Annotated in this window: 21 protein-coding genes; 13 read left to right on the top strand and 8 right to left on the bottom strand. The window is 71.5% G+C overall.

What is annotated here, in order from left to right:
• Positions 1-15 precede the first annotated feature (15 nt).
• The 3 genes from ACZ7LU_RS35680 to ACZ7LU_RS35670 are packed head-to-tail and all read left to right on the top strand — an operon-like array spanning position 16 to position 3,193.
• Complete coding sequence (locus ACZ7LU_RS35680; RefSeq protein WP_471919126.1) at positions 16-1,173, top strand: Gfo/Idh/MocA family protein; 1,158 nt, start codon at positions 16-18, stop codon at positions 1,171-1,173.
• A complete protein-coding gene (locus tag ACZ7LU_RS35675) occupies positions 1,170-2,339 on the top strand; it encodes a dihydrodipicolinate synthase family protein (RefSeq protein ID WP_471919125.1) in 1,170 nt (389 codons plus the stop codon). The genes ACZ7LU_RS35680 and ACZ7LU_RS35675 overlap by 4 nt, the downstream gene beginning before the upstream one ends.
• A complete protein-coding gene (locus tag ACZ7LU_RS35670) occupies positions 2,336-3,193 on the top strand; it encodes a sugar phosphate isomerase/epimerase family protein (protein WP_471919124.1) in 858 nt (285 codons plus the stop codon). Before ACZ7LU_RS35675 ends, ACZ7LU_RS35670 begins: the two co-directional genes overlap by 4 nt.
• Positions 3,194-3,217: 24 nt before the next feature.
• On the opposite strand, the gene ACZ7LU_RS35665 is transcribed toward ACZ7LU_RS35670, so the two are convergent.
• The gene (locus ACZ7LU_RS35665) at positions 3,218-3,415 is read right to left on the bottom strand and encodes a hypothetical protein (RefSeq protein WP_468560349.1); all 198 of its coding nucleotides are present in this window, start codon (positions 3,413-3,415) and stop codon (positions 3,218-3,220) included.
• A 378-nt stretch (positions 3,416-3,793) separates the two neighbouring features.
• On the opposite strand from ACZ7LU_RS35665, the gene recD2 reads away from it, so the two are divergent.
• Positions 3,794-6,025: an SF1B family DNA helicase RecD2 gene (recD2, locus tag ACZ7LU_RS35660; RefSeq protein ID WP_398298515.1), complete on the top strand. Its 2,232-nt coding sequence runs from the start codon at positions 3,794-3,796 to the stop codon at positions 6,023-6,025.
• Positions 6,026-6,222: 197 nt separating this feature from the next.
• Positions 6,223-7,521, top strand: a complete 1,299-nt coding sequence (locus ACZ7LU_RS35655) for a citrate synthase (RefSeq protein WP_398297948.1) — start codon at positions 6,223-6,225, stop codon at positions 7,519-7,521.
• 413 nt (positions 7,522-7,934) lie between these two features.
• Here ACZ7LU_RS35655 and ACZ7LU_RS35650 read toward each other — a convergent pair whose 3' ends face one another.
• The 4 genes from ACZ7LU_RS35650 to ACZ7LU_RS35635 form a co-directional block, all read right to left on the bottom strand.
• Entirely contained in the window at positions 7,935-10,199 is a 2,265-nt protein-coding gene (locus ACZ7LU_RS35650) for a heavy metal translocating P-type ATPase (protein WP_471919123.1), read from the bottom strand.
• Positions 10,200-10,322: 123 nt separating this feature from the next.
• Positions 10,323-10,643: a heavy-metal-associated domain-containing protein gene (locus tag ACZ7LU_RS35645; RefSeq protein WP_398297944.1), complete on the bottom strand. Its 321-nt coding sequence runs from the start codon at positions 10,641-10,643 to the stop codon at positions 10,323-10,325.
• 160 nt (positions 10,644-10,803) lie between these two features.
• Positions 10,804-11,001, bottom strand: a complete 198-nt coding sequence (locus ACZ7LU_RS35640; RefSeq protein ID WP_150168108.1) for a MerR family transcriptional regulator — start codon at positions 10,999-11,001, stop codon at positions 10,804-10,806.
• 266 nt (positions 11,002-11,267) lie between these two features.
• Positions 11,268-12,167, bottom strand: coding sequence for a sugar phosphate isomerase/epimerase family protein (locus ACZ7LU_RS35635; RefSeq protein WP_398297942.1), 900 nt, complete (start codon positions 12,165-12,167; stop codon positions 11,268-11,270).
• A gap of 157 nt (positions 12,168-12,324) precedes the next feature.
• Between ACZ7LU_RS35635 and iolC the strand changes: the two genes are divergently transcribed.
• From iolC to ACZ7LU_RS35600, 7 genes are all read left to right on the top strand, one after another.
• Positions 12,325-13,317 carry a 5-dehydro-2-deoxygluconokinase gene (iolC, locus tag ACZ7LU_RS35630; RefSeq protein WP_471919280.1) on the top strand — a complete coding sequence of 331 codons (993 nt, stop codon included), beginning with the start codon at positions 12,325-12,327 and terminating at the stop codon, positions 13,315-13,317.
• Entirely contained in the window at positions 13,310-14,206 is an 897-nt protein-coding gene (locus ACZ7LU_RS35625; protein ID WP_468082875.1) for a Cgl0159 family (beta/alpha)8-fold protein, read from the top strand. The genes iolC and ACZ7LU_RS35625 overlap by 8 nt, the downstream gene beginning before the upstream one ends.
• Positions 14,207-14,233: 27 nt before the next feature.
• Complete coding sequence (iolB, locus tag ACZ7LU_RS35620; RefSeq protein WP_471919122.1) at positions 14,234-15,046, top strand: 5-deoxy-glucuronate isomerase; 813 nt, start codon at positions 14,234-14,236, stop codon at positions 15,044-15,046.
• Positions 15,043-16,932 carry a 3D-(3,5/4)-trihydroxycyclohexane-1,2-dione acylhydrolase (decyclizing) gene (iolD, locus tag ACZ7LU_RS35615; protein WP_471919121.1) on the top strand — a complete coding sequence of 630 codons (1,890 nt, stop codon included), beginning with the start codon at positions 15,043-15,045 and terminating at the stop codon, positions 16,930-16,932. Before iolB ends, iolD begins: the two co-directional genes overlap by 4 nt.
• Before the next feature lie 17 nt (positions 16,933-16,949).
• The gene (mmsA, locus tag ACZ7LU_RS35610; protein ID WP_468716869.1) at positions 16,950-18,452 is read left to right on the top strand and encodes a CoA-acylating methylmalonate-semialdehyde dehydrogenase; all 1,503 of its coding nucleotides are present in this window, start codon (positions 16,950-16,952) and stop codon (positions 18,450-18,452) included.
• 104 nt (positions 18,453-18,556) lie between these two features.
• Positions 18,557-18,901 (top strand): tautomerase family protein, encoded by a 345-nt coding sequence (locus ACZ7LU_RS35605; RefSeq protein WP_471919120.1) that lies wholly within the window; start codon positions 18,557-18,559, stop codon positions 18,899-18,901.
• 400 nt (positions 18,902-19,301) lie between these two features.
• Entirely contained in the window at positions 19,302-20,735 is a 1,434-nt protein-coding gene (locus tag ACZ7LU_RS35600; RefSeq protein ID WP_470982059.1) for an APC family permease, read from the top strand.
• Between the two features lie 21 nt (positions 20,736-20,756).
• On the opposite strand, the gene ACZ7LU_RS35595 is transcribed toward ACZ7LU_RS35600, so the two are convergent.
• From ACZ7LU_RS35595 to ACZ7LU_RS35585, 3 genes are read right to left on the bottom strand one after another with little or no spacing between them, the layout of a single operon-like run.
• Entirely contained in the window at positions 20,757-21,995 is a 1,239-nt protein-coding gene (locus ACZ7LU_RS35595) for a threonine synthase (protein WP_471919119.1), read from the bottom strand.
• A 22-nt stretch (positions 21,996-22,017) separates the two neighbouring features.
• Entirely contained in the window at positions 22,018-22,677 is a 660-nt protein-coding gene (locus tag ACZ7LU_RS35590) for a response regulator transcription factor (RefSeq protein WP_398297926.1), read from the bottom strand.
• Positions 22,662-23,930 carry a sensor histidine kinase gene (locus ACZ7LU_RS35585; RefSeq protein WP_471919118.1) on the bottom strand — a complete coding sequence of 423 codons (1,269 nt, stop codon included), beginning with the start codon at positions 23,928-23,930 and terminating at the stop codon, positions 22,662-22,664. Before ACZ7LU_RS35585 ends, ACZ7LU_RS35590 begins: the two co-directional genes overlap by 16 nt.
• 151 nt (positions 23,931-24,081) lie before the next feature.
• On the opposite strand from ACZ7LU_RS35585, the gene ACZ7LU_RS35580 reads away from it, so the two are divergent.
• Positions 24,082-24,480 (top strand): hypothetical protein, encoded by a 399-nt coding sequence (locus ACZ7LU_RS35580; protein WP_471919117.1) that lies wholly within the window; start codon positions 24,082-24,084, stop codon positions 24,478-24,480.

The following is a 24,480-nucleotide window of genomic DNA, read 5'->3' as shown; positions in this document are numbered from 1 at the left end:
TACGGAGGGACTTCCGTGACACGCAAGACGGTGCGCATCGCCATGAACGGCGTCACCGGACGCATGGGCCACCGCCAGCACCTGGTCCGCTCGATCCTCGCCCTCCGCGAACAGGGCGGCCTCGATCTGGGCGACGGCACCGTGCTGTGGCCCGAGCCCGTCCTGGTCGGCCGCAGGGAGCACGCGCTGCGCGCGCTCGCCGCCCAGCACGGCCTGGAGCACTTCTCGACCGACCTGGACGCCGTCCTCGCCGACCCGACCGTCGACATCTACTTCGACGCGCAGGTCACCTCCGCGCGCGAGGACGCCATCAAGCGGGCCATCGCCGCCGGCAAGCACATCTACACCGAGAAGCCGAGCGCCACCGGGCTCGACGCCGCCCTCGGGCTCGCCCGGCTCGCCGAGGCCGCCGGCATCAAGCACGGCGTCGTCCAGGACAAGCTCTTTCTGCCGGGGCTGCTGAAGCTGAAGCGGCTCATCGACGGGGGCTTCTTCGGCCGGATTCTCTCCGTCCGCGCGGAGTTCGGGTATTGGGTCTTCGAAGGCGACTGGCAGAGCGCCCAACGCCCCTCCTGGAACTACCGCGCCGAGGACGGCGGCGGCATCGTCGTCGACATGTTCCCGCACTGGGAGTACGTCCTGCACGAGCTGTTCGGCCGCGTGCGCACCGTCCAGGGCCTCACCGCCACCCACATCCCGCAGCGCTGGGACGAGCGCGACAAGCCCTACGACGCCACCGCCGACGACGCCGCGTACGGCATCTTCGAGCTGGAGGGCGGCGCCGTCGCGCAGATCAACTCCTCCTGGGCGGTGCGCGTGCACCGCGACGAGCTCGTGGAGTTCCAGGTCGACGGCACCGAGGGGTCGGCGGTCGCCGGGCTGCGCAACTGCCGCGTACAGCACCGGAGTACGACACCGAAGCCCGTCTGGAACCCGGACCTGCCCGTCACCCACTCCTTCCGCGACCAGTGGCAGGACGTGCCCGACAACCAGGCCGACGGGTTCGACAACGGCTTCAAGGCGCAGTGGGAACTCTTCCTCAGGCACGTGTACGCCGACGCGCCCTACCGCTGGGACCTCCTCGCGGGCGCGCGCGGCGTGCAACTCGCCGAACTGGGCCTGAAGTCCTCCGCCGAGGGCCGCCGCATCGAGATCCCGGAGATCGCGCTGTGACCCGCCCCCCTCAGGTGCTGCTGCCGGACGCGGGAGGCGGCACGCGCGCGTACACCCCGCGCGAGGCACCGCCGCGCATGACCGTCGGCGGGCCCCCGCTCACCTCCCGCACCGTCTTCTCGGCCGCCCACGTGGTCGCCGACCCGTACGCGGACGTCTCACCGGACGGCCCCGCCGCCGTCGACTGGGACGCCACCCTCGCCTTCCGCCGGCACCTCTGGGCGCACGGCCTGGGCGTCGCCGAGGCCATGGACACCGCCCAGCGCGGCATGGGCCTGGACTGGGCGGGCGCGGCCGAGCTGATCCGCCGCTCCGCCGCGGAGGCGAAGGCGTCCGGCGGGCGGCTCGCGTGCGGGGTGGGAACCGACCAACTCACCCTGCCCGCAAGCCTTCCGCAGGTCAGGGACGCGTACGAGGAGCAGCTCGCCCTCGTCGAGTCGGTCGGCGCCCAGCCGATCCTCATGGCGTCCCGCGCCCTCGCCGCCGCGGCCACGTCGCCGGACGACTATGTGGAGACGTACGGCCATCTCCTGCGCCAGGCCACCGAGCCCGTGATCCTGCACTGGCTCGGCCCCATGTTCGACCCCGCCCTGGAGGGCTACTGGGGGTCGGCCGACCTCGACACGGCCACGGAGACCTTCCTGGAGGTGATCGCCGCCCACCCCGAGAAGGTCGACGGCATCAAGGTCTCGCTCCTGGCCGCCGACCGCGAGATCGCCCTGCGCCGCCGACTGCCGGACGGCGTCCGCTGCTACACCGGCGACGACTTCAATTACCCCGAGCTGATCGCGGGCGACGACCACGGCTTCAGCCACGCCCTGCTCGGCATTTTCGACCCGCTGGCCCCGGTCGCCGCGGAGGCCGTACGCGTCCTGGACACCGGCGACGTGAAGGGCTTCCGCGCCCTCCTCGACCCCACCGTCGAACTGTCCCGCCACCTCTTCCAGGCCCCGACCCGCTACTACAAGACCGGTGTCGTCCTGCTGGCCTGGCTGGCCGGACACCAGACGCACTTCACCATGGTCGGCGGCCTCCAGTCGGCCCGCTCGCTGCCCCACCTCGCCCGCGCCTACGAACTCGCCGACGGCCTCGGCCTGTTCCCCGACCCGGCCCTCGCGGCCGCCCGCATGCGATCCCTGCTCACCGTCCACGGAGTCCCGCAATGAGCCCCGAGCCCGCTCCCGTGCCGCTTTCGCTGTCGCTTTCGCGGCTGAGTGTGAACCAGGAGACCATCAAGCAGTGGTCGCTCCCCGAGCTCGCCGAGGGCTGCGTCAAAGAGGGCATCGGAGCGGTCGGCCTGTGGCGGGCGCCCGTCCAGGAGTACGGGGTCGAGCGCGCCGCCCGCCTGATGCGGGACGCAGGCCTCACGGTGACGAGCCTGTGCAGGGGCGGCTTCCTCACGGACGTCGAAGAGGCGGCACGCGCGCGTGCCCTCGACGACAACCGTGCGGCCGTCGACGAGGCGGCGGCCCTCGGCACGGACACGCTGGTCCTGGTCTCGGGCGGCCTGCCGCCCGGCAGCAAGGACCTGTCCGGCGCGCGCGAGCGGATCGCGGACGCGCTCGCCGTCCTCGGGCCCTACGCCGAGGAGCGGAGCGTGCGCCTCGCGATCGAGCCGCTGCACCCGATGTTCGCGTCGGACCGCTGCGTGGTCTCCACCCTCGGCCAGGCTCTCGACATCGCGGAGCGCTTCCCCGCGCAGCAGGTCGGCGTGGTCGTCGACACGTACCACGTGTGGTGGGACGACCGGGCGCCCGAGCAGATCGCGCGGGCAGGGGCCGCCGGGCGGCTGCACGCCTTCCAACTTGCCGACTGGATCACGCCGTTGCCCGCGGGCGTCCTGCTCGGCCGTGGACAACTGGGTGACGGCAGCGTCGACTTCCGGGCCTTCCGCGGCCTCGTCGACGCCGCCGGGTACCGCGGGCCGATCGAGGTGGAGATCTTCAACGAGGGGCTGTGGGCGCGTGACGGGAGCGAGGTGCTGAGGGAGACGGCGGAACGCTTCCGCGCGTACGCGTAGCGGTCTGCTTCCCGCGCTCCCGGTCTACTTCCCGCGGCCCGCGCCCTTGGGGCCCGCGCCGCCCTTGCCCTTCGTGCGCGCGGCCCGCTTGGAGAGCACGGTCAGGACCACAGGGACGCCCACCTCGATCGCGCGCGTGACCGTCGGCACGGGAATGCCGGTCTTCTTGGAGACGGCCTTGGCCACCGGCTTGCTCAACTTCGCGAGGACACCGAACATCATTCCTCCTCAGTCATGCGTCAAACGCTACCTATGCCCCGCTTTGTCAGCACCTGGAGGCCCGCCAAAAACTTTTGGGCAACACCGTGCAACCCTTCGGGCACGACGCGTGTCGTATATGGCGTCAGAGCTTCTGAGGGGGGAAATCCAGGATCTGGGGGGATCCGGGGGATCCGGGGGGATCGCGAGGTTCTGACAGGGGAGGGGAAACCCGAAGGGGTCTGGTCCACGGGGCCAGGCCCCTTCGAAGTTGCCGCGGGCACGGACGTTGTCCACAGGCCCCCCGCCCGGCGTGCGGAAGCGTGCGGAAGTTGTCCACAGGCCCGCCGCGTTGTCGGTGCCGGGCGGTAGCGTCGGATCATGTCGAGTCCAGCTGCAGCGATGGCGGTGCTCGAGGGGGTCCTCGAGCGCATCACGTACGCCAATGAGGAGACCGGGTACACGGTCGCGCGTGTCGACACCGGCCGCGGCGCCGGTGACCTGCTCACCGTCGTCGGCGCGCTGCTCGGCGCGCAGGTCGGCGAGTCGCTGCGGATGCACGGCCGCTGGGCCTCCCACCCGCAGTACGGCAAGCAGTTCACCGTGGAGAACTACACGACGGTGCTGCCCGCCACCGTCCAGGGCATCCGCCGCTATCTCGGCTCCGGCCTCATCAAGGGCATCGGACCCGTGATGGCCGACCGGATCACCACCCACTTCGGCGTCGACACCCTCGACATCATCGAGACCGCGCCGAAGCGGCTCGTGGAGGTGCCCGGCCTCGGACCCAAGCGGACGAAGATGATCGCCGCCGCCTGGGAGGAGCAGAAGGCCATCAAGGAGGTCATGGTCTTCCTCCAGGGCGTCGGGGTCTCCACCTCCATCGCCGTCCGGATCTACAAGAAGTACGGCGACGCGTCCATCTCCGTCGTGAAGAACGAGCCCTATCGCCTCGCCGCCGACGTCTGGGGCATCGGCTTCCTCACCGCAGACCGCATCGCCCAGTCCGTCGGCATCCCGCACGACAGCCCGGAGCGCGTCAAGGCCGGTCTGCAGTACGCCCTTTCGCAATCCACCGACCAGGGCAACTGCTATCTGCCCGAGGAGCGCCTCATCGCGGACGCGGTGAAGCTGCTCCAGGTCGACACGGGCCTCGTCATCGACTGCCTCGCCGAACTGGCCGGGGAGGAAGAGGGCGTCGTCCGCGAATCCCTGCCCGACCCGGACGGCGGGGACGACATCGCGGCCGTCTACCTCGTCCCCTTCCACCGTGCCGAACTGTCCCTGGCAGGACAGCTGTTGCGGCTCCTGAAGACCACGGACGACCGCATGCCCGCCTTCCGGGACGTCGCCTGGGACAAGGCACTCGCCTGGCTCTCGGACCGCACAGGGGCCGAGCTCGCGCCCGAGCAGGAGGAGGCGGTCCGGCTCGCGCTGACCCAGAAGGTCGCCGTCCTGACCGGCGGCCCCGGCTGCGGCAAGTCCTTCACGGTCCGCTCCGTCGTCGAGCTGGCCCGCGCCAAGAAGGCCAAGGTCGTCCTCGCCGCCCCCACAGGCCGCGCCGCCAAGCGCCTCGCCGAGCTCACCGGCGCGGAGGCCTCCACCGTCCACCGCCTGCTCGAACTGCGGCCCGGCGGCGACGCGGCGTACGACAAGGACCGGCCGCTCGACGCCGATCTGGTCGTCGTCGACGAAGCCTCGATGCTCGACCTGCTGCTCGCCAACAAGCTGGTGAAGGCCGTGCCGCCCGGCGCCCACCTGCTCTTCGTGGGCGACGTGGACCAGTTGCCGAGCGTCGGCGCCGGCGAGGTGCTGCGGGACATGCTCAGCGACGAGAGCCCGATCCCCGCCGTCCGGCTCACCCGCATCTTCCGGCAGGCCCAGGAGTCGGGCGTCGTCACCAACGCCCACCGGATCAACTCCGGGGTCCCGCCCATCACCCAGGGCATGAAGGACTTCTTCCTCTTCGTCGAGGAGGAGACCGAGGACGCGGGCCGCGTGACGGTGGACGTCGCCGCGCACCGCATCCCGAAGAAGTTCGGCCTCGACCCGCGCCGTGACGTGCAGGTGCTGGCCCCCATGCACCGCGGCCCGGCCGGCGCCGGCAATCTGAACGGCCTCCTCCAGCAGGCCATCACCCCCGCCAGGCCCGACCTGCCGGAGAAGCGGTTCGGCGGCCGGGTCTTCCGCGTCGGCGACAAGGTCACCCAGATCCGCAACAACTACGAGAAGGGCCAGAACGGCGTCTTCAACGGCACGGTGGGCGTCGTCACCGCCCTCGACACCGACGAGCAGCGGCTCACCGTCCGCACCGACGAGGACGAGGAAGTCCCGTACGACTTCGACGAACTGGACGAGCTCGCCCATGCCTACGCCGTGACGATCCACCGCTCCCAGGGCAGTGAATATCCGGCCGTGGTGATCCCGGTCACCACCGGCGCCTGGATGATGCTGCAGCGGAATCTGCTCTACACCGCCGTGACACGCGCCAAGAGGCTGGTCGTCCTGGTCGGTTCGCGCAAGGCTCTGGGACAGGCAGTGCGCACGGTCTCCGCGGGAAGGCGCTGCACGGCCCTGGATTACAGGCTTTCCGGGCCTGTCGGCCGCCGCGGAGCAGGCCCTGGAACATTTTGATCGATCAAACGAGTAGGAAAGCTCACACAGTACTTCCGGAACCGGGGCGAAGGGGGCAGGATGAGCAGGTTGGCGGCACTGAGTGCCGCCAATAGGCCCAATGGTCGACCCCGAGTGCACTCTCCAGGGCCAAATGGGGGATGGTAGAGACAGTCAGGGCACCTCGAAGAAGAGGCACAACGTCGGTGAGGGATGACGTGAGCGAGAACGCTAACAACGGTGTAGTACTGCGGTACGGCGACGACGAGTACACCTACCCGGTGATCGAGTCGACCGTCGGCGACAAGGGCTTCGACATCGGGAAGCTCCGCGCCCAGACCGGTCTGGTGACCCTGGACAGCGGCTACGGCAACACCGCCGCCTATAAATCCGCCATCACCTATCTCGACGGTGAACAGGGCATCCTCCGGTACCGCGGCTACCCGATCGAGCAGCTGGCCGAGCGCTCCACCTTCACCGAGGTGGCGTACCTCCTGATCAACGGCGAGCTGCCGAAGGTCGACGAGCTGGCCACCTTCAAGAACGAGATCACGCAGCACACGCTGCTGCACGAGGACGTCAAGCGGTTCTACGACGGCTTCCCGCGCGACGCCCACCCGATGGCGATGCTGTCGTCCGTGGTCAGCGCGCTGTCGACGTTCTACCAGGACAGCCATAACCCGTTCGACGAGAAGCAGCGTCACCTCTCGACGATCCGCCTGCTCGCCAAGCTTCCGACGATCGCGGCCTACGCGTACAAGAAGTCGCAGGGCCACCCGGTCGTCTACCCGCGCAACGACCTCGGCTACGTCGAGAACTTCCTGCGCATGACCTTCTCGGTGCCCGCCGCCGAGTACGAGCTGGACCCGGTCGTCGTCGCGGCGCTCGACAAGCTCCTGATCCTGCACGCGGACCACGAGCAGAACTGTTCGACCTCCACCGTGCGTCTGGTCGGCTCCTCGCAGGCGAACATGTTCGCCTCGATCTCCGCCGGCATCTCGGCCCTGTGGGGCCCGCTGCACGGCGGCGCCAACCAGTCGGTCCTGGAGATGCTGGAAGGCATCCAGGCCTCCGGCGGCGACGTCGACACCTTCATCCGCAAGGTGAAGAACAAGGAAGACGGCGTGAAGCTCATGGGCTTCGGGCACCGCGTCTACAAGAACTTCGACCCCCGGGCGAAGATCATCAAGGCGGCGGCGCACGACGTCCTCTCGGCCCTCGGCAAGTCCGACGAGCTGCTCGACATCGCGCTGAAGCTGGAAGAGCACGCGCTGGCCGACGACTACTTCGTCGAGCGCAAGCTCTACCCGAACGTGGACTTCTACACGGGCCTCATCTACCGCGCGATGGGCTTCCCGACCGAGATGTTCACCGTCCTCTTCGCCCTCGGCCGACTGCCGGGCTGGATCGCCCAGTGGCACGAGATGATCAAGGAGCCGGGTTCCCGCATCGGCCGCCCGCGCCAGATCTACACGGGCGAGGTGCTCCGCGACTTCGTGCCGGTCGAGGGTCGCTGACCCCGGGCCGCACAAGCGGAAAGCGCCCCGCCGCCGATCCCCCCACGGGTCGACGGTCGGGGCGCTTCCCTTTTTCCCGGTGCGGATTCCCCCCACGGGATCCGGCCGGGCGTCTGTGGCGGCCCTGCGGTCTGCCGGGACGCGTACGTACGGGAGGGCCGCTCAAAGCTCCCCGGTGCACGTGCCCCGGCAACGCAATTTCCAGGAACATCCCCCAAGATGTCCCCTGATGTCAGAAGACGTCCCCCAAGACATCTTCCTGCATCGCCCCATTAGACTCTCGTCCCCCCTCAATGGTTACGTTCGGATCACTGTGATCTGCGTCTCTTGCATATGTCCAGTACATGCGCAAGGGCCCCGATATGGGGATTTCGGGACTGGCGTGAGGATGCTGAAACGACCTTGTGAAGGGGTTATGTGAACGTCCTCAGACGGAGACTGTTGGTCACCACGAAGACCGAGGAGAACGCCATCGCGGCGCCCGCGATCATCGGGTTCAGCAGACCGGCCGCCGCGAGCGGCAGCGCGGCCACGTTGTAACCGAAGGCCCAGAAGAGATTGCCCTTGATGGTGGCGAGGGTTTTTCGGGAGAGCCTGATGGCGTCGGCCGCGACCCGCAAGTCCCCGCGCACCAATGTCAGGTCGCTCGCCTCGATGGCGGCGTCCGTGCCGGTGCCCATCGCGAGCCCCAGATCGGCGGTGGCGAGCGCGGCCGCGTCGTTCACGCCGTCCCCGACCATCGCCACGACCTTGCCCTCGCCCTGCAGCCTGCGTACGACATCGACCTTGTCCTGCGGCAGGACCTCCGCGAAGACGGAGTCCGGGGCGATGCCCACCGCGCGGGCGACCGTGTCGGCGACGGCCTTGTTGTCGCCGGTCAGGAGCACCGGCGTGAGACCGAGCGCGCGCAGCTCGCGCACCGCTTCCGGGCTGGTCTCCTTCAGCGCGTCCGCGACCGCGAGGACCCCGCGCGCGGCGCCGTCCCAGGCGACCAGGACCGCCGTGCGCCCGGCGGCCTCCGCGTCGTCCCGCAGCTTGGCCACCGCGTCGAGGCCCGTCACCCCCGCGTCCGCGAGGAGCCGCTCCCGGCCGACGAGCACCTCGTGCCCGTCCACCGTGCCGCGCACCCCGGACCCGGCGACGTTCTCGAACCCCTCCGGCGCCGGCAGCTCCCCGGCCGCGATCCCGAGGCGTTCGGCGGCGCCCGCCGTGACGGCACGGGCGACCGGGTGCTCCGAGGCGTGCTCCAGGGCGCCCGCGAGCCGGAGCAGCAGCTGCTCCTGCGCGTCCCCGGCGAGGTGCACGTCCGTCAGCTCCATGCGGCCCGTCGTCACCGTGCCGGTCTTGTCGAGGACGACGGTGTCGACGCGGCGGGTGGACTCCAGGACCTCGGGGCCCTTGATGAGGATGCCGAGCTGGGCGCCGCGCCCGGTGCCGACCATCAGGGCCGTCGGCGTGGCGAGGCCGAGCGCGCAGGGGCAGGCGATGATCAGTACGGCGACGGCGGCGGTGAAGGCGGCGGTCACGTCGCCGGTGGCGCCCAGCCAGCCGCCGAGCGTGCCGATCGCGATGAGCAGCACCGCGGGCACGAAGATCCCGGCGATACGGTCGGCGAGCCGCTGCACCTGGGCCTTGCCGGTCTGCGCGTCCTCCACGAGCCGCGCCATCCGCGCCAGCGAGGTGTCCGAGCCGACGCGCGTCGCCCGCACCACGAGGCGCCCGGAGACGTTCACGGTGCCCCCGGTCACGACGGCGCCCGTCCCCACGTCCACCGGCACGGACTCGCCGGTGAGCATCGAGGCGTCGATCGCGGACGCGCCCTCGACGACGGTGCCGTCGGTGGCGACGGTCTCCCCGGGGCGTACGACGAAGTGGTCCCCGACGGCCAGTCGCCCGACCGGCACCCGCTGCTCCGTGCCGTCCCGCAGCACCGCCACGTCCTTGGCGCCCAGTTCCAGCAGGGCGCGCAGCGCGGAGCCCGCCTTCCGCTTGGAGCGGGCCTCCAGCCAGCGGCCGAGCAGGATGAACGTGATGACGCCGGAGGCGACTTCGAGATAGATGGTGGAGGCCCCGTCACCGGGCGAGGCCGTGAAGTCGAAGCCGTGCCGCATCCCCGGCATCCCGGCGTCCCCGACGAACAGCGCCCACAGTGACCAGCCGAAGGCGGCGAGCGTGCCGACGGAGACGAGGGTGTCCATGGTCGCGGCGGCGTGCCGCAGGTTGGTGAACGCCGCCCGGTGGAAGGGCAGACCGCCCCAGACGACGACGGGCGCGGCCAGCGTCAGCGAGAGCCACTGCCAGTAGTCGAACTGCAGGGCGGGGACCATCGCGAGCAGGACGACGGGCAGGGACAGGACGGCGGAGACGATCAGGCGCTGCCGCAGGGTGTCGGGCTCGGTGATGTCGGCGGTGGTGGGGGCCGGGGGGCCGTCGGCGGCGGGGGAGAGGGGTTCCGGCGGCGCCGGCACGATCTCCTCGGCCGTGTAGCCCAGCTTCTCGACCAGGGCGATCAGCTGGTCGACCGCGACCCCCTCGCCCTCGTCGTACGAGACTTTCGCCTTCTCCGTCGCGAGGTTGACCGTGGCGGTCACGCCCTCCACGCGGTTGAGCTTCTTCTCGATGCGCGAGGAGCAGGAGGCGCAGGTCATCCCGCCGACGGCGAGTTCGACTTCGGTCATGACTCTTTCGTACTGCTTCCGGGTGGGGACACGGCGGCGGGCCCTGTGGTGTCGGCGCCGACACCACAGGGCCCGGGGTACCCGGCGGACCGCCGGGCAGACGTCGCGGCGGGCGCGGCGGCCTCAGGCCTTGGTCGAGACGAGCTCGTATCCGGCCTCGTCGACGGCGGCGCGCACGGCGGCCTCGTCCAGCGGCGCGTCGGAGACCACGGTGACCCGGCCCGTGGCGGCGACGGCCTTGACGGAGGTGACGCCCGCGATCGCCGAGATCTCCTCGGACACCGCGCCCTCGCAGTGCCCGCAGGTCATCCCCGTCACCTCGTACTCGGTGGTGACGGCGCCCTGCGGCGTCTCGGCGGCGTCGGAGTGGCAGGAACCGCTGGGGGAGCAGCAGGACCCGGTCGTCTCGGACGCGGCCTGCGGGAGCTCGGTCTGGGCGCTCATGTCGTTCTCCTCGGGGAGGGATGTGTACGTATGCGGCGTAGCGTGCTGGAGGTGGTCCCGGGAGCCCCGGCGACCTCCTCGCCCCACACTCCGAGACTATACCCCTAGGGGGTATTACTCAACGAGGAGGGGCCGCGGCGGCGGCCGCGGCCCCGTGGACTCAGCCTCTGCGGCCCCGATTGCCGGGCCGGGCGGCCACCCAGGCCCGGACGGTGTCCGCGTACCAGTAGGGCTTGCCGCCCTCGACGTGGTCGGGGTCCGGCAGCAGTCCGTGCTTGCGGTAGGAGCGGACGGTGTCGGGCTGCACACGAATGTGCGCGGCGATCTCCTTGTACGACCAGAGCCTGCGGTCGGTCATCGGTGGCACCTCCCTGCGCGCGCCCAGGGCGACCGGAGAGGCCGACGGGGGAACTGGGCGGGACGCGTGGCGATCACTCAGCCTGTGCCCGGTGCAACGACGCAGGGTGACCACCGGGGGGCGACTGTCGACCGCCTGTGACGCAAGCCCCGCGTTCGTGAGACATGTGTGACAGGACGGGAGTGTTTGTGACAGAAGAGACGCATGCGGAAGCTGTGCGGTCCGGCTGTCCGTTCCCTCTCTACGCGCCGCACGACCTCAGGTCTCTACGCGCCGCACGACCTCAGATAGGAGCGGGTGCGGCGGGCGACCGGCAGTGGCCTGTCCGGCTCGCACGGGTACATGTCCTGCTCCACGATGGCGAACAGCTCCACGCCGAGCTTCTGGGCCGCGTCGAGGACGGGCCCGAGGGCGGGCACCCCGGCGGGCGGCTCGCACATCACGCCGCGCGCCACCGCGGGCCCGAACGGCACCTCCTGGGCCCGCACCTCCGCGAGGATCTCCGGGTCGACCTGCTTGAGGTGCAGATAGCCGATGCGTTCGCCGTACGTCTCGATGAGCTTGACGCTGTCGCCGCCGCAGTAGGCGTAGTGGCCGGTGTCCAGGCAGAGCGAGACGAGGTCCGGGTCGGTGGCGTCGAGGAAACGGGTGACGTTCTCCTCGCTGTCGATGTGGGTGTCGGCGTGCGGGTGGACCACGACGCGCAGGCCGTACCGCTCGCGGACCTCGTGGGCCAGGCGCTCGGTCTGGGTGGTCAGTTCGCGCCATTGTGCGGGCGTGAGGACGCGGTCCTCCAGGACCTCGCCGGTCTTGTCGTCGCGCCAGAAGGAGGGGATGACGACCAGGTGCTCGGCGCCCATGGCCTGGGCGAGCGCGGCGTTGTCCGCGACGTGCGCCCAGGTCTTCTCCCAGACGGCGGGCCCGTGGTGCAGCCCCGTGAAGACCGTGCCCGCGGACACCTTGAGGCCGCGGCGGGCCGTCTCCGCGGTCAGTTCGGCCGGGTCGGTGGGCAGATAGCCGTACGGGCCGAGCTCGATCCACTCGTACCCGGACTCCGCGACCTCGTCGAGGAAGCGCCGCCAGGGGACCTGCCGAGGGTCCTCGGGAAACCAGACGCCCCACGAGTCGGGCGCCGAACCGATCCGGATACGGGACAGCGTCGTCATGCCAGCCAGACTCCAGGCCGTCTCGGAAGAGTGTCAAGCAGTGGTCCGAATGTAAGGACAAAATGTTGACAGGGTTCCTGGGGCGGGATTAGACCTGGGGACACACGAACGCGAGGAAGGGGCGTGCAGGGTGTCCGATCCGTACGACGTCATCACGATGGGCCGGATCGGGGTGGACCTGTATCCCCTGCAGAGCGGGGTGCCTCTCGCCGAGGTGACCGCGTTCGGGAAGTTCCTCGGCGGCTCCGCGAGCAACGTCGCGGTGGCCGCCGCCCGCCTCGGCCGCCGCGTCGCCGTCGTCACCCGCACAGGCCAGGACCCCTTCGGCGACTATCTGCACGGCGCGCTGCGGGAGTTCGGCGTCGACGACCGCTGGGTGAGCCCGGTCGCGCACCTGCCGACGCCGGTGACGTTCTGCGAGATCTTCCCGCCGGACGACTTCCCGCTGTACTTCTACCGGCTGCCGAAGGCGCCCGACCTGGAGATTTACGAGGCCGAGCTCGACCTCGACGCGATCGCGGCGGCGCGGATCTTCTGGATGACGGGGACGGGGCTGTGCGCGGAGCCGAGCCGGTCGGCGACGCTGGCGGCGCTCGCCCACCGCGCGCGGTCCGGGATCACCGTCTTCGACCTCGACTGGCGGCCGATGTTCTGGGCCGACCCGGAAGAGGCGCGGCCGCACTACGCCGCCGCCCTCGCCCACGCCACCGTCGCCGTCGGCAACCTCGACGAGGTGGAGATCGCCACGGGGGAGCGCGAACCGCTCGCGGCCGCCCGGGCGTTGCTCGACGCCGGGGTCGAACTGGCCGTCGTCAAGCAGGGCCCCGAGGGCGTCCTCGCCATGAACCGTGAGGGGGAGTGCGTGCAGGTGCCGCCGGTGCCGGTGAAGGTCCTCAACGGGCTCGGCGCGGGGGACGCGTTCGGCGGGGCGCTCTGTCACGGGCTGCTCGCGGGCTGGGACCTGGAGCGGATCATGCGGTACGCCAACGCGGCGGGGGCGATCGTCGCCTCCCGCCTGGAGTGTTCCTCCGCGATGCCGTTTCCCGGCGAGGTCGAGGAGGCGCTGGGGGATGCAGCCCGTCCGGCGTTTGAGGACGAACTCGGCGGAGCCGGTGATCTGCGGGAACAGGGGCAGGGCAGGCATGAATAGCGGCTTGGACGTCTCCGCCCTGGTCAGGACCAGGGCCCGCCACCCCGAAGCCATCGCCGAGGCCGCCGTCAGGCGCCGGCGGCGCCCGCTGCTCGGGGACAGCGGGCGGCTGATGATCGTCGCCGCCGACCATCCCGCCCGCGGCTCCCTCGGCGCGGGCGGCGCGCCCTTCGCCATGGCCAACCGCGCGGACCTGCTCGAACGGCTCTGTCTCGCCCTGTCGCGGCCCGGCGTCGACGGGGTCCTCGCCAGCGCCGACGTCCTGGACGACCTGCTGCTGCTCGGCGCCCTCGACGGCAAGGTCGTCATGGGATCGATGAACCGCGGCGGCCTCGCGGGCGCCGCCTTCGAGCTGGACGACCGGTTCACCGGGTACCGGCCCGAGGACATCGAGCGGCTCGGCTTCGACGCGGGCAAGCTGCTGCTCCGCGTCGACTACGACGACCCGGGGTCGCTGCGGACCCTGCACTCCGCCGCCCGGGTCGTCGACGCCATGGCCGAGCGCAGGCTGCCCGTCTTCGTCGAGCCGTTCCTCACCGGACGCGACGGGACGGGCCCACCCCGCAACGACCTGAGCGCCGAGGCCGTCACGCGGTCCATCGCCATCGCCTCCGGCCTCGGCGGCACCTCCGCGTACACCTGGCTGAAGGTCCCCGTCACCGAGAACCCCGACGACATGGCCCGCGTCATGGAGACCTCGACGCTGCCCGCGGTGCTGCTCGGCGGCGACATCGGGGGAGAGGCCGGGGACGCGGACGCCGCGTTCGAGAAGTGGCGCGGCGCCCTGCAACTGCCCACCGTGCAGGGGCTCGTCGTCGGCAGGGCGCTGCTGTATCCGCCCGACGGTGATGTGGCGGGGGCGGTCGACACTGCCGTAGGACTGCTGTAGCGGGGCGGACAGGCCGAGGAGGCCCACATGACGTACGTACCGAAAGGGAGTGCGGCCGACGGTCCGTACGCCCTGGACATCGATCCGAAAAAGGCCGGTTGGACCTATTCCCACCTGCGCGTCGTCGAGCTCGGACCGGGCGGGCTGCACTCCTTCGCCACCGGGGAGAGTGAATGGATCGTGCTCCCGCTGACCGGCGGCTGTACGGTGCAGACAGCAGACGGGATCATCGAACTGCTGGGCCGCGAGAGCGTGTTCAGCGGAGTCTCCGACTTCGCTTACGTGCCCCGTGACGCCCGGATCCAGATCGCCTCCGGCGCGGGAGGCCGCTTCGCCCTGGCAGGAGCGAAGTGCGAGCGTCGACTCCCCGCCCGCTACGGCTCCGCGCCGGAGGTACCCGTCGAGAGCAGAGGCAGCGGCGGCTGCGCCCGCGAGGTGCGCAACTTCGCCTCGGCGGACGCCTTCGACTGCGACCGGCTCATCGCCGTCGAGGTGATCACGCCCGGCGGCAACTGGTCCTCGTACCCGCCGCACAAGCACGACGAGCACCGCCCCGGCGTCGAGGCGGAGCTGGAGGAGATCTACTACTTCGAGATCGAGGCGCCGGAGGGCCGCGACGGCTTCGGGTACCAGCGCGTCTTCCCGTCGCGGGAAGGCGGCACCGACGTCCTCGCCGAGGTGCGCACCGGGGACGCCGTGCTGGTGCCGGACGGCTGGCACGGCCCGTCCATCGCCCAGCCGGGGCACGCGATGTACTACCTGAACGTGATGGCGGGCCCCGGCCAGGAGCGGGAGTGGCGGATCTGCTTCCACCCCGACCACACGGAGGGATACCGATGACACAGGTCAAGACGGGCCATGTGCGGCTCACCACCGCGCAGGCGCTCGTGCGCTTCCTGTCCCGGCAGTACACCGAGCGGGACGGCACGCGGCAGCGGCTGATCGGCGCGACCTGGGGCATCTTCGGCCACGGCAACGTGGCGGGCATCGGGCAGGCACTCGTCGAGCACGCCGACGAGATGCCCTTCCACCAGGGCAGGAACGAACAGGCCATGGTGCACGCCGCCGTCGGCTACGCCAGGCAGTGCGGCCGCCTCGCCACCCACGCCGTCACCACCTCCATCGGCCCCGGCGCCACCAACCTCGTCACCGGCGCCGCGCTCGCCACCGTCAACCGGCTGCCCGTCCTCCTGCTGCCCGGCGACACCTTCGCGGCCCGGCCCGCCGACCCCGTCCTCCAGCAGCTCGAAGTGCCCTACGCCGGCGACGTGTCGGTCAACGACTGCCTGCGCCCGGTGTCGAGGTACTTCGACCGCGTGACCCGGCCCGAGGCGCTGATCCCCGCCGCGCTCGCCGCGGTGCGGGTGCTCACCGACCCGGCGGAGACCGGTGCGGTCACGCTCGCCCTGCCGCAGGACGTGCAGGCGGAGGCGTACGACTGGCCGGACGAGTTCTTCGCCGAGCGGACGTGGACCGTCCGACGCCCGGCCCCCGATCCGCGCGAACTGGCCACCGCCGTGGCCGTGGTGCGCGCGGCCCGCCGCCCCCTGGTCGTGGCGGGCGGCGGCGTCCACCACAGCACCGCAGAGGACGCGCTGCGGGACTTCGCCGACGCCACCGGGATTCCCGTCGCCTCCACCCAGGCCGGCAAGGGCTCCCTGCGCCACGACCACCCGGCGGACGTCGGCGGCATCGGGCACACCGGCACGGCCACAGCCGACGAACTCGCCCGCACCGCAGACCTGGTGATCGGCGTCGGCACCCGCTACACCGACTTCACCACCGCGTCCGGCACGCTCTTCGAGGCGCCCGGAGTGCGCTTCCTCAACCTCAACATCGCGCCCTTCGACGGCCACAAGCTGGCCGGCGACACCCTGATCGCCGACGCCCGCGCCGGACTCGAAGCGCTCACACAGGCGCTGCACGGCCATCGCGTCGAGCCCGCGTACGCCGTCGAGTACACGGACGACAAGGAGCGCTGGGAGCGGCGCGTCGACGCCGCGTTCCAGGCGGACGAGCCGGACGTGCGCCCGACGCAGGCCCAGGTCGTCGGCCTGCTCGACGCGCTGGTGACGGACGAGGACGTGATCATCAACGCCGCGGGATCGCTCCCCGGCGACCTGCACAAGCTGTGGCGGGCCCGGTCGCCGCGGCAGTACCACGTCGAGTACGGCTACTCCTGCATGGGATACGAGATTCCGGCGGCCATCGGCGTCGCGCTCGCCGCGCCGGAGCGGCCCGTGTGGGCGCTGGTCGGCGACGGCACGTACCTGATGAATCCCACCGAGATCGTCACGGCCGTCCAGGAGAACCTGCCGATCAAGGTCGTCGTCCTGCAGAACCACGGCTACGCCTCCATCGGCGGGCTCTCGGAGTCCGTGGGCGGCGAGCGGTTCGGCACCGCGTACCGCTTCCGGGCGCCGGACGGGTCGTACACCGAGGGCCCGCTGCCCGTCGATCTCGCGGCCAACGCGGCCTCGCTCGGCATGCGGGTCCTGCGCGCCAGGACCGTCCGTGACCTGCGGGAGGCGCTGCGCGAGGCGCGCGGGGCAGACCGTCCCACATGTGTCTATGTGGAGACGGAAACGGCAGACACAGTGTCGGGGCCGCCCCCGGCGCAGGCGTGGTGGGATGTGCCCGTGGCCGAGACGGCGACCCGGGTGTCCGCGGTCAAGGCCAGGGAAGAGTACGACCGGCACGTCGCTGCCCGACGCCGCCACCTGTGAGAGTAGGGATGCTTGTCATGACGAAGACCGTCAATCACTGGATCGGCGGGAAGGCCGTCGAGGGCGCGTCCGGCAACCACGGCCCGGTCACCGACCCGGCGACCGGTGCCGTCACGACGCAGGTCGCGTTCGCGTCGGTCGACGAGGTGGACGCCGCCGTCGGCGCCGCTCGCGAGGCCTTCGCGACCTGGGGCACGTCCTCGCTCGCCAAGCGCACCGCGATCCTCTTCAAGTTCCGGGCGCTGCTCGACGCCAACCGCGACGCGATCGCCGAGCTGATCGTCGCCGAGCACGGCAAGGTGCACTCCGACGCGCTCGGCGAGGTCGCCCGCGGCCTGGAGATCGTCGATCTGGCCTGCGGCATCACGGTGCAGCTGAAGGGCGAGCTGTCGACGGAGGTGGCGTCCCGCGTGGACGTCGCGTCGATCCGCCAGCCGCTGGGCGTCGTCGCGGGCATCACGCCGTTCAACTTCCCCGCCATGGTCCCAATGTGGATGTTCCCGCTGGCCATCGCGTGCGGCAACACCTTCGTGCTCAAGCCGAGCGAGAAGGACCCCTCGGCGTCGATGAAGATCGCGGAGCTGCTGAGCGAGGCCGGTCTGCCCGACGGCGTCTTCAACGTCGTGCACGGCGACAAGGTGGCCGTGGACCGCCTCCTGGAGCACCCGGACGTCGCGGCCGTCTCCTTCGTCGGCTCCACCCCGATCGCCCGCCACATCCACGCCACGGCCTCCGCCAACGGCAAGCGGGTGCAGGCCCTCGGCGGCGCCAAGAACCACATGCTGGTCCTGCCGGACGCCGACCTGGACGCGGCCGCCGACGCCGCCGTCTCCGCGGCCTACGGCTCCGCCGGCGAGCGCTGCATGGCCATCTCCGCCGTCGTCGCGGTCGGCTCGATCGCGGACGAGCTGGTCGCCAAGATCAAGGAGCGCGCCGAGAAGATCAAGATCGGCCCCGGCAACGACCCGACGTCGGAGATGGGCCCGCTCATCACCGCGGCCCACCGCGACAAGGTCGCCTCGTACGTCACGGGCGCGGCGGCCGAGGGCTGCGAGGTCGTCCTCGACGGCACGGGGTACACCGTCGAGGGATACGAGGACGGCCACTGGATCGGCCTCTCCCTGCTCGACCGCGTCCCGACGACTGCCAAGGCCTACCGGGACGAGATCTTCGGCCCGGTCCTGTGCGTGCTGCGCGTCGACACGTACGACGAGGGCGTGGCGCTCATGAACGCCTCGCCGTTCGGCAACGGCACCGCGATCTTCACCCGGGACGGCGGCGCGGCCCGCCGCTTCCAGCTGGAGATCGAGGCGGGCATGGTCGGCGTGAACGTGCCGATTCCGGTGCCGGTGGGCTACCACTCCTTCGGTGGCTGGAAGGACTCGCTCTTCGGCGACCACCACATCTACGGCAACGACGGCACGCACTTCTACACGCGCGGCAAGGTCGTCACCACGCGCTGGCCGGACCCGTCGGACGCGCCGGCCGGGGTGGACCTCGGCTTCCCGCGCAACCACTGAGCCACCTCCCTCCGGCTCCCGAAGCCCTCGGCCCCCCGGCCGGGGGCTTCGCCGTTGGTTCACCGTTCTACGATGTGTGTGCACTACATGAAAGGCCGTGAGCCATGCCGCACATCGACATCGACTACGCCGACACCCTGTCCGGCGTCCTGGATCTGCCGTCCCTGGTGGCGGAGCTGCATCCCCTGGTCGTGGAGCGGGTGGACTCGGTCGGCGTCGGCAAGACGTTCTGCCGCTCGTCGGCGGCCTTCGTGGACGGCAGGCCCGGCGCACCCTTCGTGCACGTCACCGTGGGCCTGCTGCCGGGGCGCGGCCGCGCCGTGAAGGCGACGCTCTCCGACGACGTGCTGGCGCTGCTCGGCAAGCATCTGTCGGGGGTGGAGGGCGCGACGTACTCGGCGGAGATCCGCGACCTGGATCCTTCCTACCGGCTCCACCCGACGCACTGACCGCAGCCAACCGGTGACCGAGTGTGCATCAGGGCCGTCCGGATTCCGGACGGCCCTGATTCTTTTTTGACGCTCCCCTTGCGGTTCCCGTGCACAGGTCGCAATTCGGGCAGCTAAAGCCCCTGTGTTCATACGCCTGCAATATGAAGGTCATCTTCGGTAGCGGCATGTTCATTGAGGCCTGCCTCGGCAAACTCTTGGGAATGCGAGGCGACTTGGCGTCGGGCCGTGCTGCGGATTCCGTAGGTAAGTGACCGTTGACGTTCCGGTTGTCCCCGGGGTTCGATGACGCGCCGGGAGCCACAGAAACGCGCAGCTCAACCAGCCTTCGGAGGCGATAGCGCTCCCGCCGCATCCCAGACGCATCTCCTGCCGCACGAGTCGATCGGAACCGCGCTCCATGACCGATACGCTTCGCCCGCCCCAGTCCGCCACCACCGAAGCACCTCCGGTGCCGGTGGCCGTCCCGGGTGATCCCCAGAAGCTCAAGCGTTCCATCGGCGTCGTCGGCGGCACCCTCCTCACGCTGTCGTGCGTGACGCCCGCCTCCACGCTCTTCGTCGTCGTCCCCGACCTCTTCTCCTCGCTCGGCACCGCCACCGCGCTCACCATCGCGATCGGCTCGCTGCTCTGCGTGGGCGTCGCGTTCTGCTACTCCGAGCTGGGCACCCTCATCCCCAGCGCGGGCGGCGAGTACGCGATGGTCTCCACGATGGCGGGCCGCCTCGCGGGCTGGCTGGTCTTCGTCCTGTCCCTGCTGGTCGTGATGATCGTGCCGCCCGTCATCGCCATGGGCACGGCCGACTACCTGGCCCCGGTCGTGCACCTCGACCCGTCCTACGCGGGCGCGGGCGTCATGATCTGCGCGACCCTCGCCGGCCTGCTCGACCTGCGCGCCAACGCGTGGATCACCGGCATCTTCCTGGTCCTCGAAGTCGTCGCGGCGGGCGTCGTGGCCGTCCTCGGCTTCGCGCACGCCGAGCGCGGCCCGGGCAGCCTGGTCGACCTGACGGTGGCGTCCGGCTCCGGCTCGGGCGGCTCCGGCGGCGTCGACACCGTCACCGCCATGCTCATCGTCTCCGGGCTCGCCATCGCCCTCTTCGTCACCCAGGGCTTCTCCACGGCCGTCTACCTCTCCGAGGAGATGGACAACCCGCGCCGCAACGTCGCGCGCACCGTCCTCGCCACCCTCGCCATCTCCGCCGTGATCATCCTGGTGCCGGTCATCGCCATCACCATGGGCGCGGAGAGCCTCACGGCGCTGACCGAGGGCGACATCAGCGCCATGGTGGCCGCCTGGTCGAACTCGGCGGTCGGCACGTTCGTCAGCCTCTGCGTGGCCCTCGCGATCATCAACGCGGGCATCGTCATGGTCATCCAGAACTCCCGCGTCCTGTTCGCGTCGGCGCGGGACAAGGCGTGGCCCACCCCGGTCAACAAGGCCCTGTCCAAGCTCGGCGCGTCCGGCGCCCCCTGGATCGCCACGCTGCTCGTGGGCGTCCCCGGCGCGCTCCTCTGCTTCGTCAACCTGGACACGCTGTACGGCGTGACCGGCGTCTCCGTGACCGGCATGTACCTGCTGGTGGCCGTCGCCGCGCTGCTGGCCCGCCGCGGCTCGCACAACCACGCGGCGGCCTGGCGGATGCCGCTGTGGCCCGCGGTGCCGGTGGTGCTGATCGCGGTGCTCGCGTACGTGCTCAGCCAGCAGGAGGCGGCCTACCTCGGCTGGACCGGCGGGATCGTGGTGGTCGCCACCCTGTACTGGGCGCTGTACCTGCGGCCGCGGCGGGACACGCGGTGGCTGGTGAGCGTGCCGGAGGACGGGCAGGGCTGACGCGGCAGACGCGTGGCGGGCTCACGCCCCCACCCGCCGCTCCACCTCCGCCCAGTCCGCCGGGTCCAGCTCGATTGAGCCCGCCCCGTCGAGAAGGTCACGGTCCTTGAACCCGCTGGACGTGGAGACGCACACCACGGGCCCCTCCACGGCGGCGGGCCCCAGCTGCCGGTACCCCGCGAGCCCCGCCGCGGCGGACAGCTCCGCCCACAGCCCGCCCCGCGCCAGCTCGTCCCGCGCGGCCACCATCTCCGCGTCCGTGACGAGCAGCGCCGCGCCCCCGCTCTCCCGCACGGCGACGACCCCGCGGTACCCGCCGACCGACGAGCTGATGGCGTACGCGGCCGTCTCGCCGACCGGCACCTCCGTCGCGGGCACCCCGTCCCGCAGCGCCGCGGCGAGCGGCCCGCCGGCCGCGGGCTCGCAGGAGTAGAGGCGCGGCACCCGGTCGGTCACGCCGATCCTGACCAGCTCCGCGAAGCCCTTCCAGACGCCGAAGAGGAGCTCGCCGTACCCGGTGGGCAGGAACACCGCGCCGGGGACGCCGAGTTCGGCGTGGATCTCGTACGCGAGGGTCTTGTACCCCTCGGGCCCGAACGCGTGTCCGGTGTGCGTGGGCGTCACGTTGCTGACGGGGTGGTAGCCGAACCGCTCCACGATCCGCCGCAGCAGCGGCCAGCGCGCGTCCACGGGCACCGGCAGCACCACGGCGCCGTACGCCCGCAGGAACGCGTCGACCGCGGGAGGTGTGTCCGCCGAGGTGAGGACGGCGCAACGCAGCCCCGCCCGCGCCGCGTACGCCGCCGCGGAGGCGCCGTGGTTGCCGGACGAGGCGACGACGACGCCCTCCGCGCCCGCGCCGACCGCCGCGCTCACGGTGACGCGGTTGATGCGGTCCTTGTGGCTCCAGGTCGGGTTGCGGGACTCGTCCTTGATCCAGAGGCCGTCGCCGAAGGCCACGAGCGGCGTGCCGCCCTCGCCGAGTCCGGGGGCGTGCAGCGGCGGCAGGAGAGGGGCCCATCGGTCGTGGCCGTACGAATGGCGAGGTGCGGGGGTGAAGAGGTCGGCGGGCACCTGGCCGTAGGCGTAGTCGACCTCGACCGGGTACGACACGGTGTCCGTACTGGTGACCGGGCACCCGGCGGTGAGCGGCGGCCACAGCGGGAAGCGGACGGACGGATCACCCAGCGAACGCTGGCCGGTGGCGAGAGAGCCGAGCGGGTCGGGGGAGTTGGACGAGTCGGAGTCCCGGGATGTCATGACGCGACTCTATGGGGCGCGTTCAGGCGGGCGGGGAGGACTCGTTGAGGTAGGTCAGGACGGCCAGGACGCGGCGGTTGCTGTCGTCGTCGTCACTGATGCCGAGCTTGCCGAACATGGAGGTCGTGTACTTGCTGATCGCGCTCTCGCTGAGGAACAGACGGCGCCCGATGGCCTGGTTGGACAGCCCCTCGGCCATGAGGGCGAGGACGGAGTGCTCGCGTTCGGTGAGCCGGTCGAGGCCCCGCCCGGTGGAACCGGCGGACAGCAGTTTCGCGATGACGGCCGGGTCCATGGCGGTCCCGCCGCCCGCGACGCGCTCCAGGGCGCCGATGAACTGGTCGGCGTCGAACACGCTCTCCTTGAGGAGGTAGCCGACGGCGCCCGAGCCGTCGGCCAGCAACTCCCGCGCGTACAGCTGCTCGACGTGCTGGGAGAGGACGAGGACCGGCAGGCCCGGCATCTCACGGCGGGCGGCGAGGGCCGCGCGCAGCCCCTCGTCCGACTGCGTCGGCGGCATGCGGACGTCGATGACGGCCACGTCGGGGCGGAAGGTCCGCAGCGCGTCGAGCGTCTCGGGCCCGGTGGCAGCCGTCGCCACCACCTCGTGCCCGCACGCCTCGATCAGGCGGACCATCCCGTCCCGCAGAAGGTAGAGGTCTTCGGCTACGACGATTCGCATGGCACCGCCATCCTCACACGCGTCGGGCCGCCCGCGGGACTGCTGATTTCCAGAGTGCCGTCGAACACCGCGAGGCGGCGGCGCAGGCCCGCGAGCCCGCCGCCGTCCCGGGCACCGGCCCCGCCCCGGCCGTCGTCCTCGACCTCGGCGACGACGCCGGTGCCGTCCCGGGTCAGGGAGACGCGTGCCCGGGTCGCGCCGGAGTGCCGCACCGCGTTGGTGAGCAGCTCGGCGACGCCGAAGTAGACGGCGGCCTCGATGGGCGGGTCCAGGCGCAGCCCGTCGTCGGCGGTGACGGTCACGTCGAGCGGGACGTCCAGGGCGAGCGCGCGGACGGCGTCGACGAGTCCCCGCTCGGTGAGCACCGGCGGGCTGATCCCCCGTACCAGCTCGCGGAGTTCGGCCAGCGAGGCCACGGCGCCGGCCCGCGCCTCCCGCATCAGCGCCCTGGCCTGCTCGGGGTCGGTCGCCATCAGCTTCTCCGCGGTCGCGAGGGAGAGCCCGAGGCCCACCAGGCGGGCCTGTGCCCCGTCGTGCAGGTCCCGCTCGATGCGGCGGATCTCGGCGGCCTGCGCGACGGTCGTGTCCGCGCGCTGGGCGGTCAGCTCGGCAACGCGGTCGGCCAGCGCCATCGCGGGCGACGGGCGCAGGAAGCGGACAGCCACCGGTTCGAGGAGGCGCCAGGCGTACGGGGCCGTGGCGACCGCCACCACCAGGCCAAGTGCGCCGACGACGCGCACCCCGGCCCCCGCCCCGCCGAGCCCGACGACCGCCGCGGCCACTCCGGCCGGCGGCACACAGGCGGCCAACCCCGCCGTGAACGGCACGATCACCGTGAAGCGCAGGTCGCGCCAGGTGGCGGGATCGGCCCACCGGACCCGCCACTTCTGGTCCATGAGGGCGTCGCGCCGGGTCCGCTCGTAGCCGAAGCCGTTCCACCAGTACCCGGTGGACATCCGCGTCACCGGTCCGGCCTGCCGGTATCCGGCGGGGAGCTCCGTGCCCGTCCACCGCGCGACGAGGTGCCGTACCGCCCGGCAGAGCGGGCGGGACAGCGCGAGCGTGCCCCCGCACCCCAGCACGAACGGCGCGAGCCACGACCACGGGTTCCCTGGCCCCCACCGGATGCCCAGTGCCACGGCGGCGGCCCACACGGCGGGCACCGGCATGCTGACGACCACCACGGCGCACGCCCGCACGAACCCGGTGCCGACGCGCACCCCCGCCGCCCTCCACTTACTCAGCTGACGCATGTTTCTTCCTTCGCCTTCCGTCCCGGTGCTCCCACTCTGCACCGGACGGCGGCCGCGGCCGCCCTGATCGCCAGGGGAGTGGGTCTGGCCCCACCCACCCGTGCGTCCAGACGGATACTCCGCAGGTCACGCGCTCCTTAGCGTCGACGGCATGGAATCCCTCACGCACACCTTCCGGACGATCCGGCTCCTCGTCACCCTCTACGGAGCGCTGAGCGCCGCGCTGCTCGGCACGGTGGCCGTGCTCGCGGCGACCGGACATCCGGTGAACACGTTCATGTGGGTGCGGGCGGTCCTGCTGCCCCTGGTCGCCGTGCTGATCCACCGGCTGGCCCGCTCCGCTTCCCGCGGCTCCCGCCGGGCCGTCGAACGCGTGCGGATCCTCACCGTCGTCATGCCGATCGCCGTCATCGGCGTCGACCTGATCCCCGGCGTCTGCCCGCCGTGGTACGCGGTGACGCAGACCGTCTGCATGCTGCCCGTCATCGGGGCCGCATTCCTCACCTGGCGCTCCGCACCGCCCTCTGCGACGCGTTCCGGCCTCGGCTGA

This window comes from Streptomyces sp. NPDC039462, from assembly GCF_055639375.1.
This window is presented reverse-complemented; position numbering and strand designations above follow the sequence as displayed.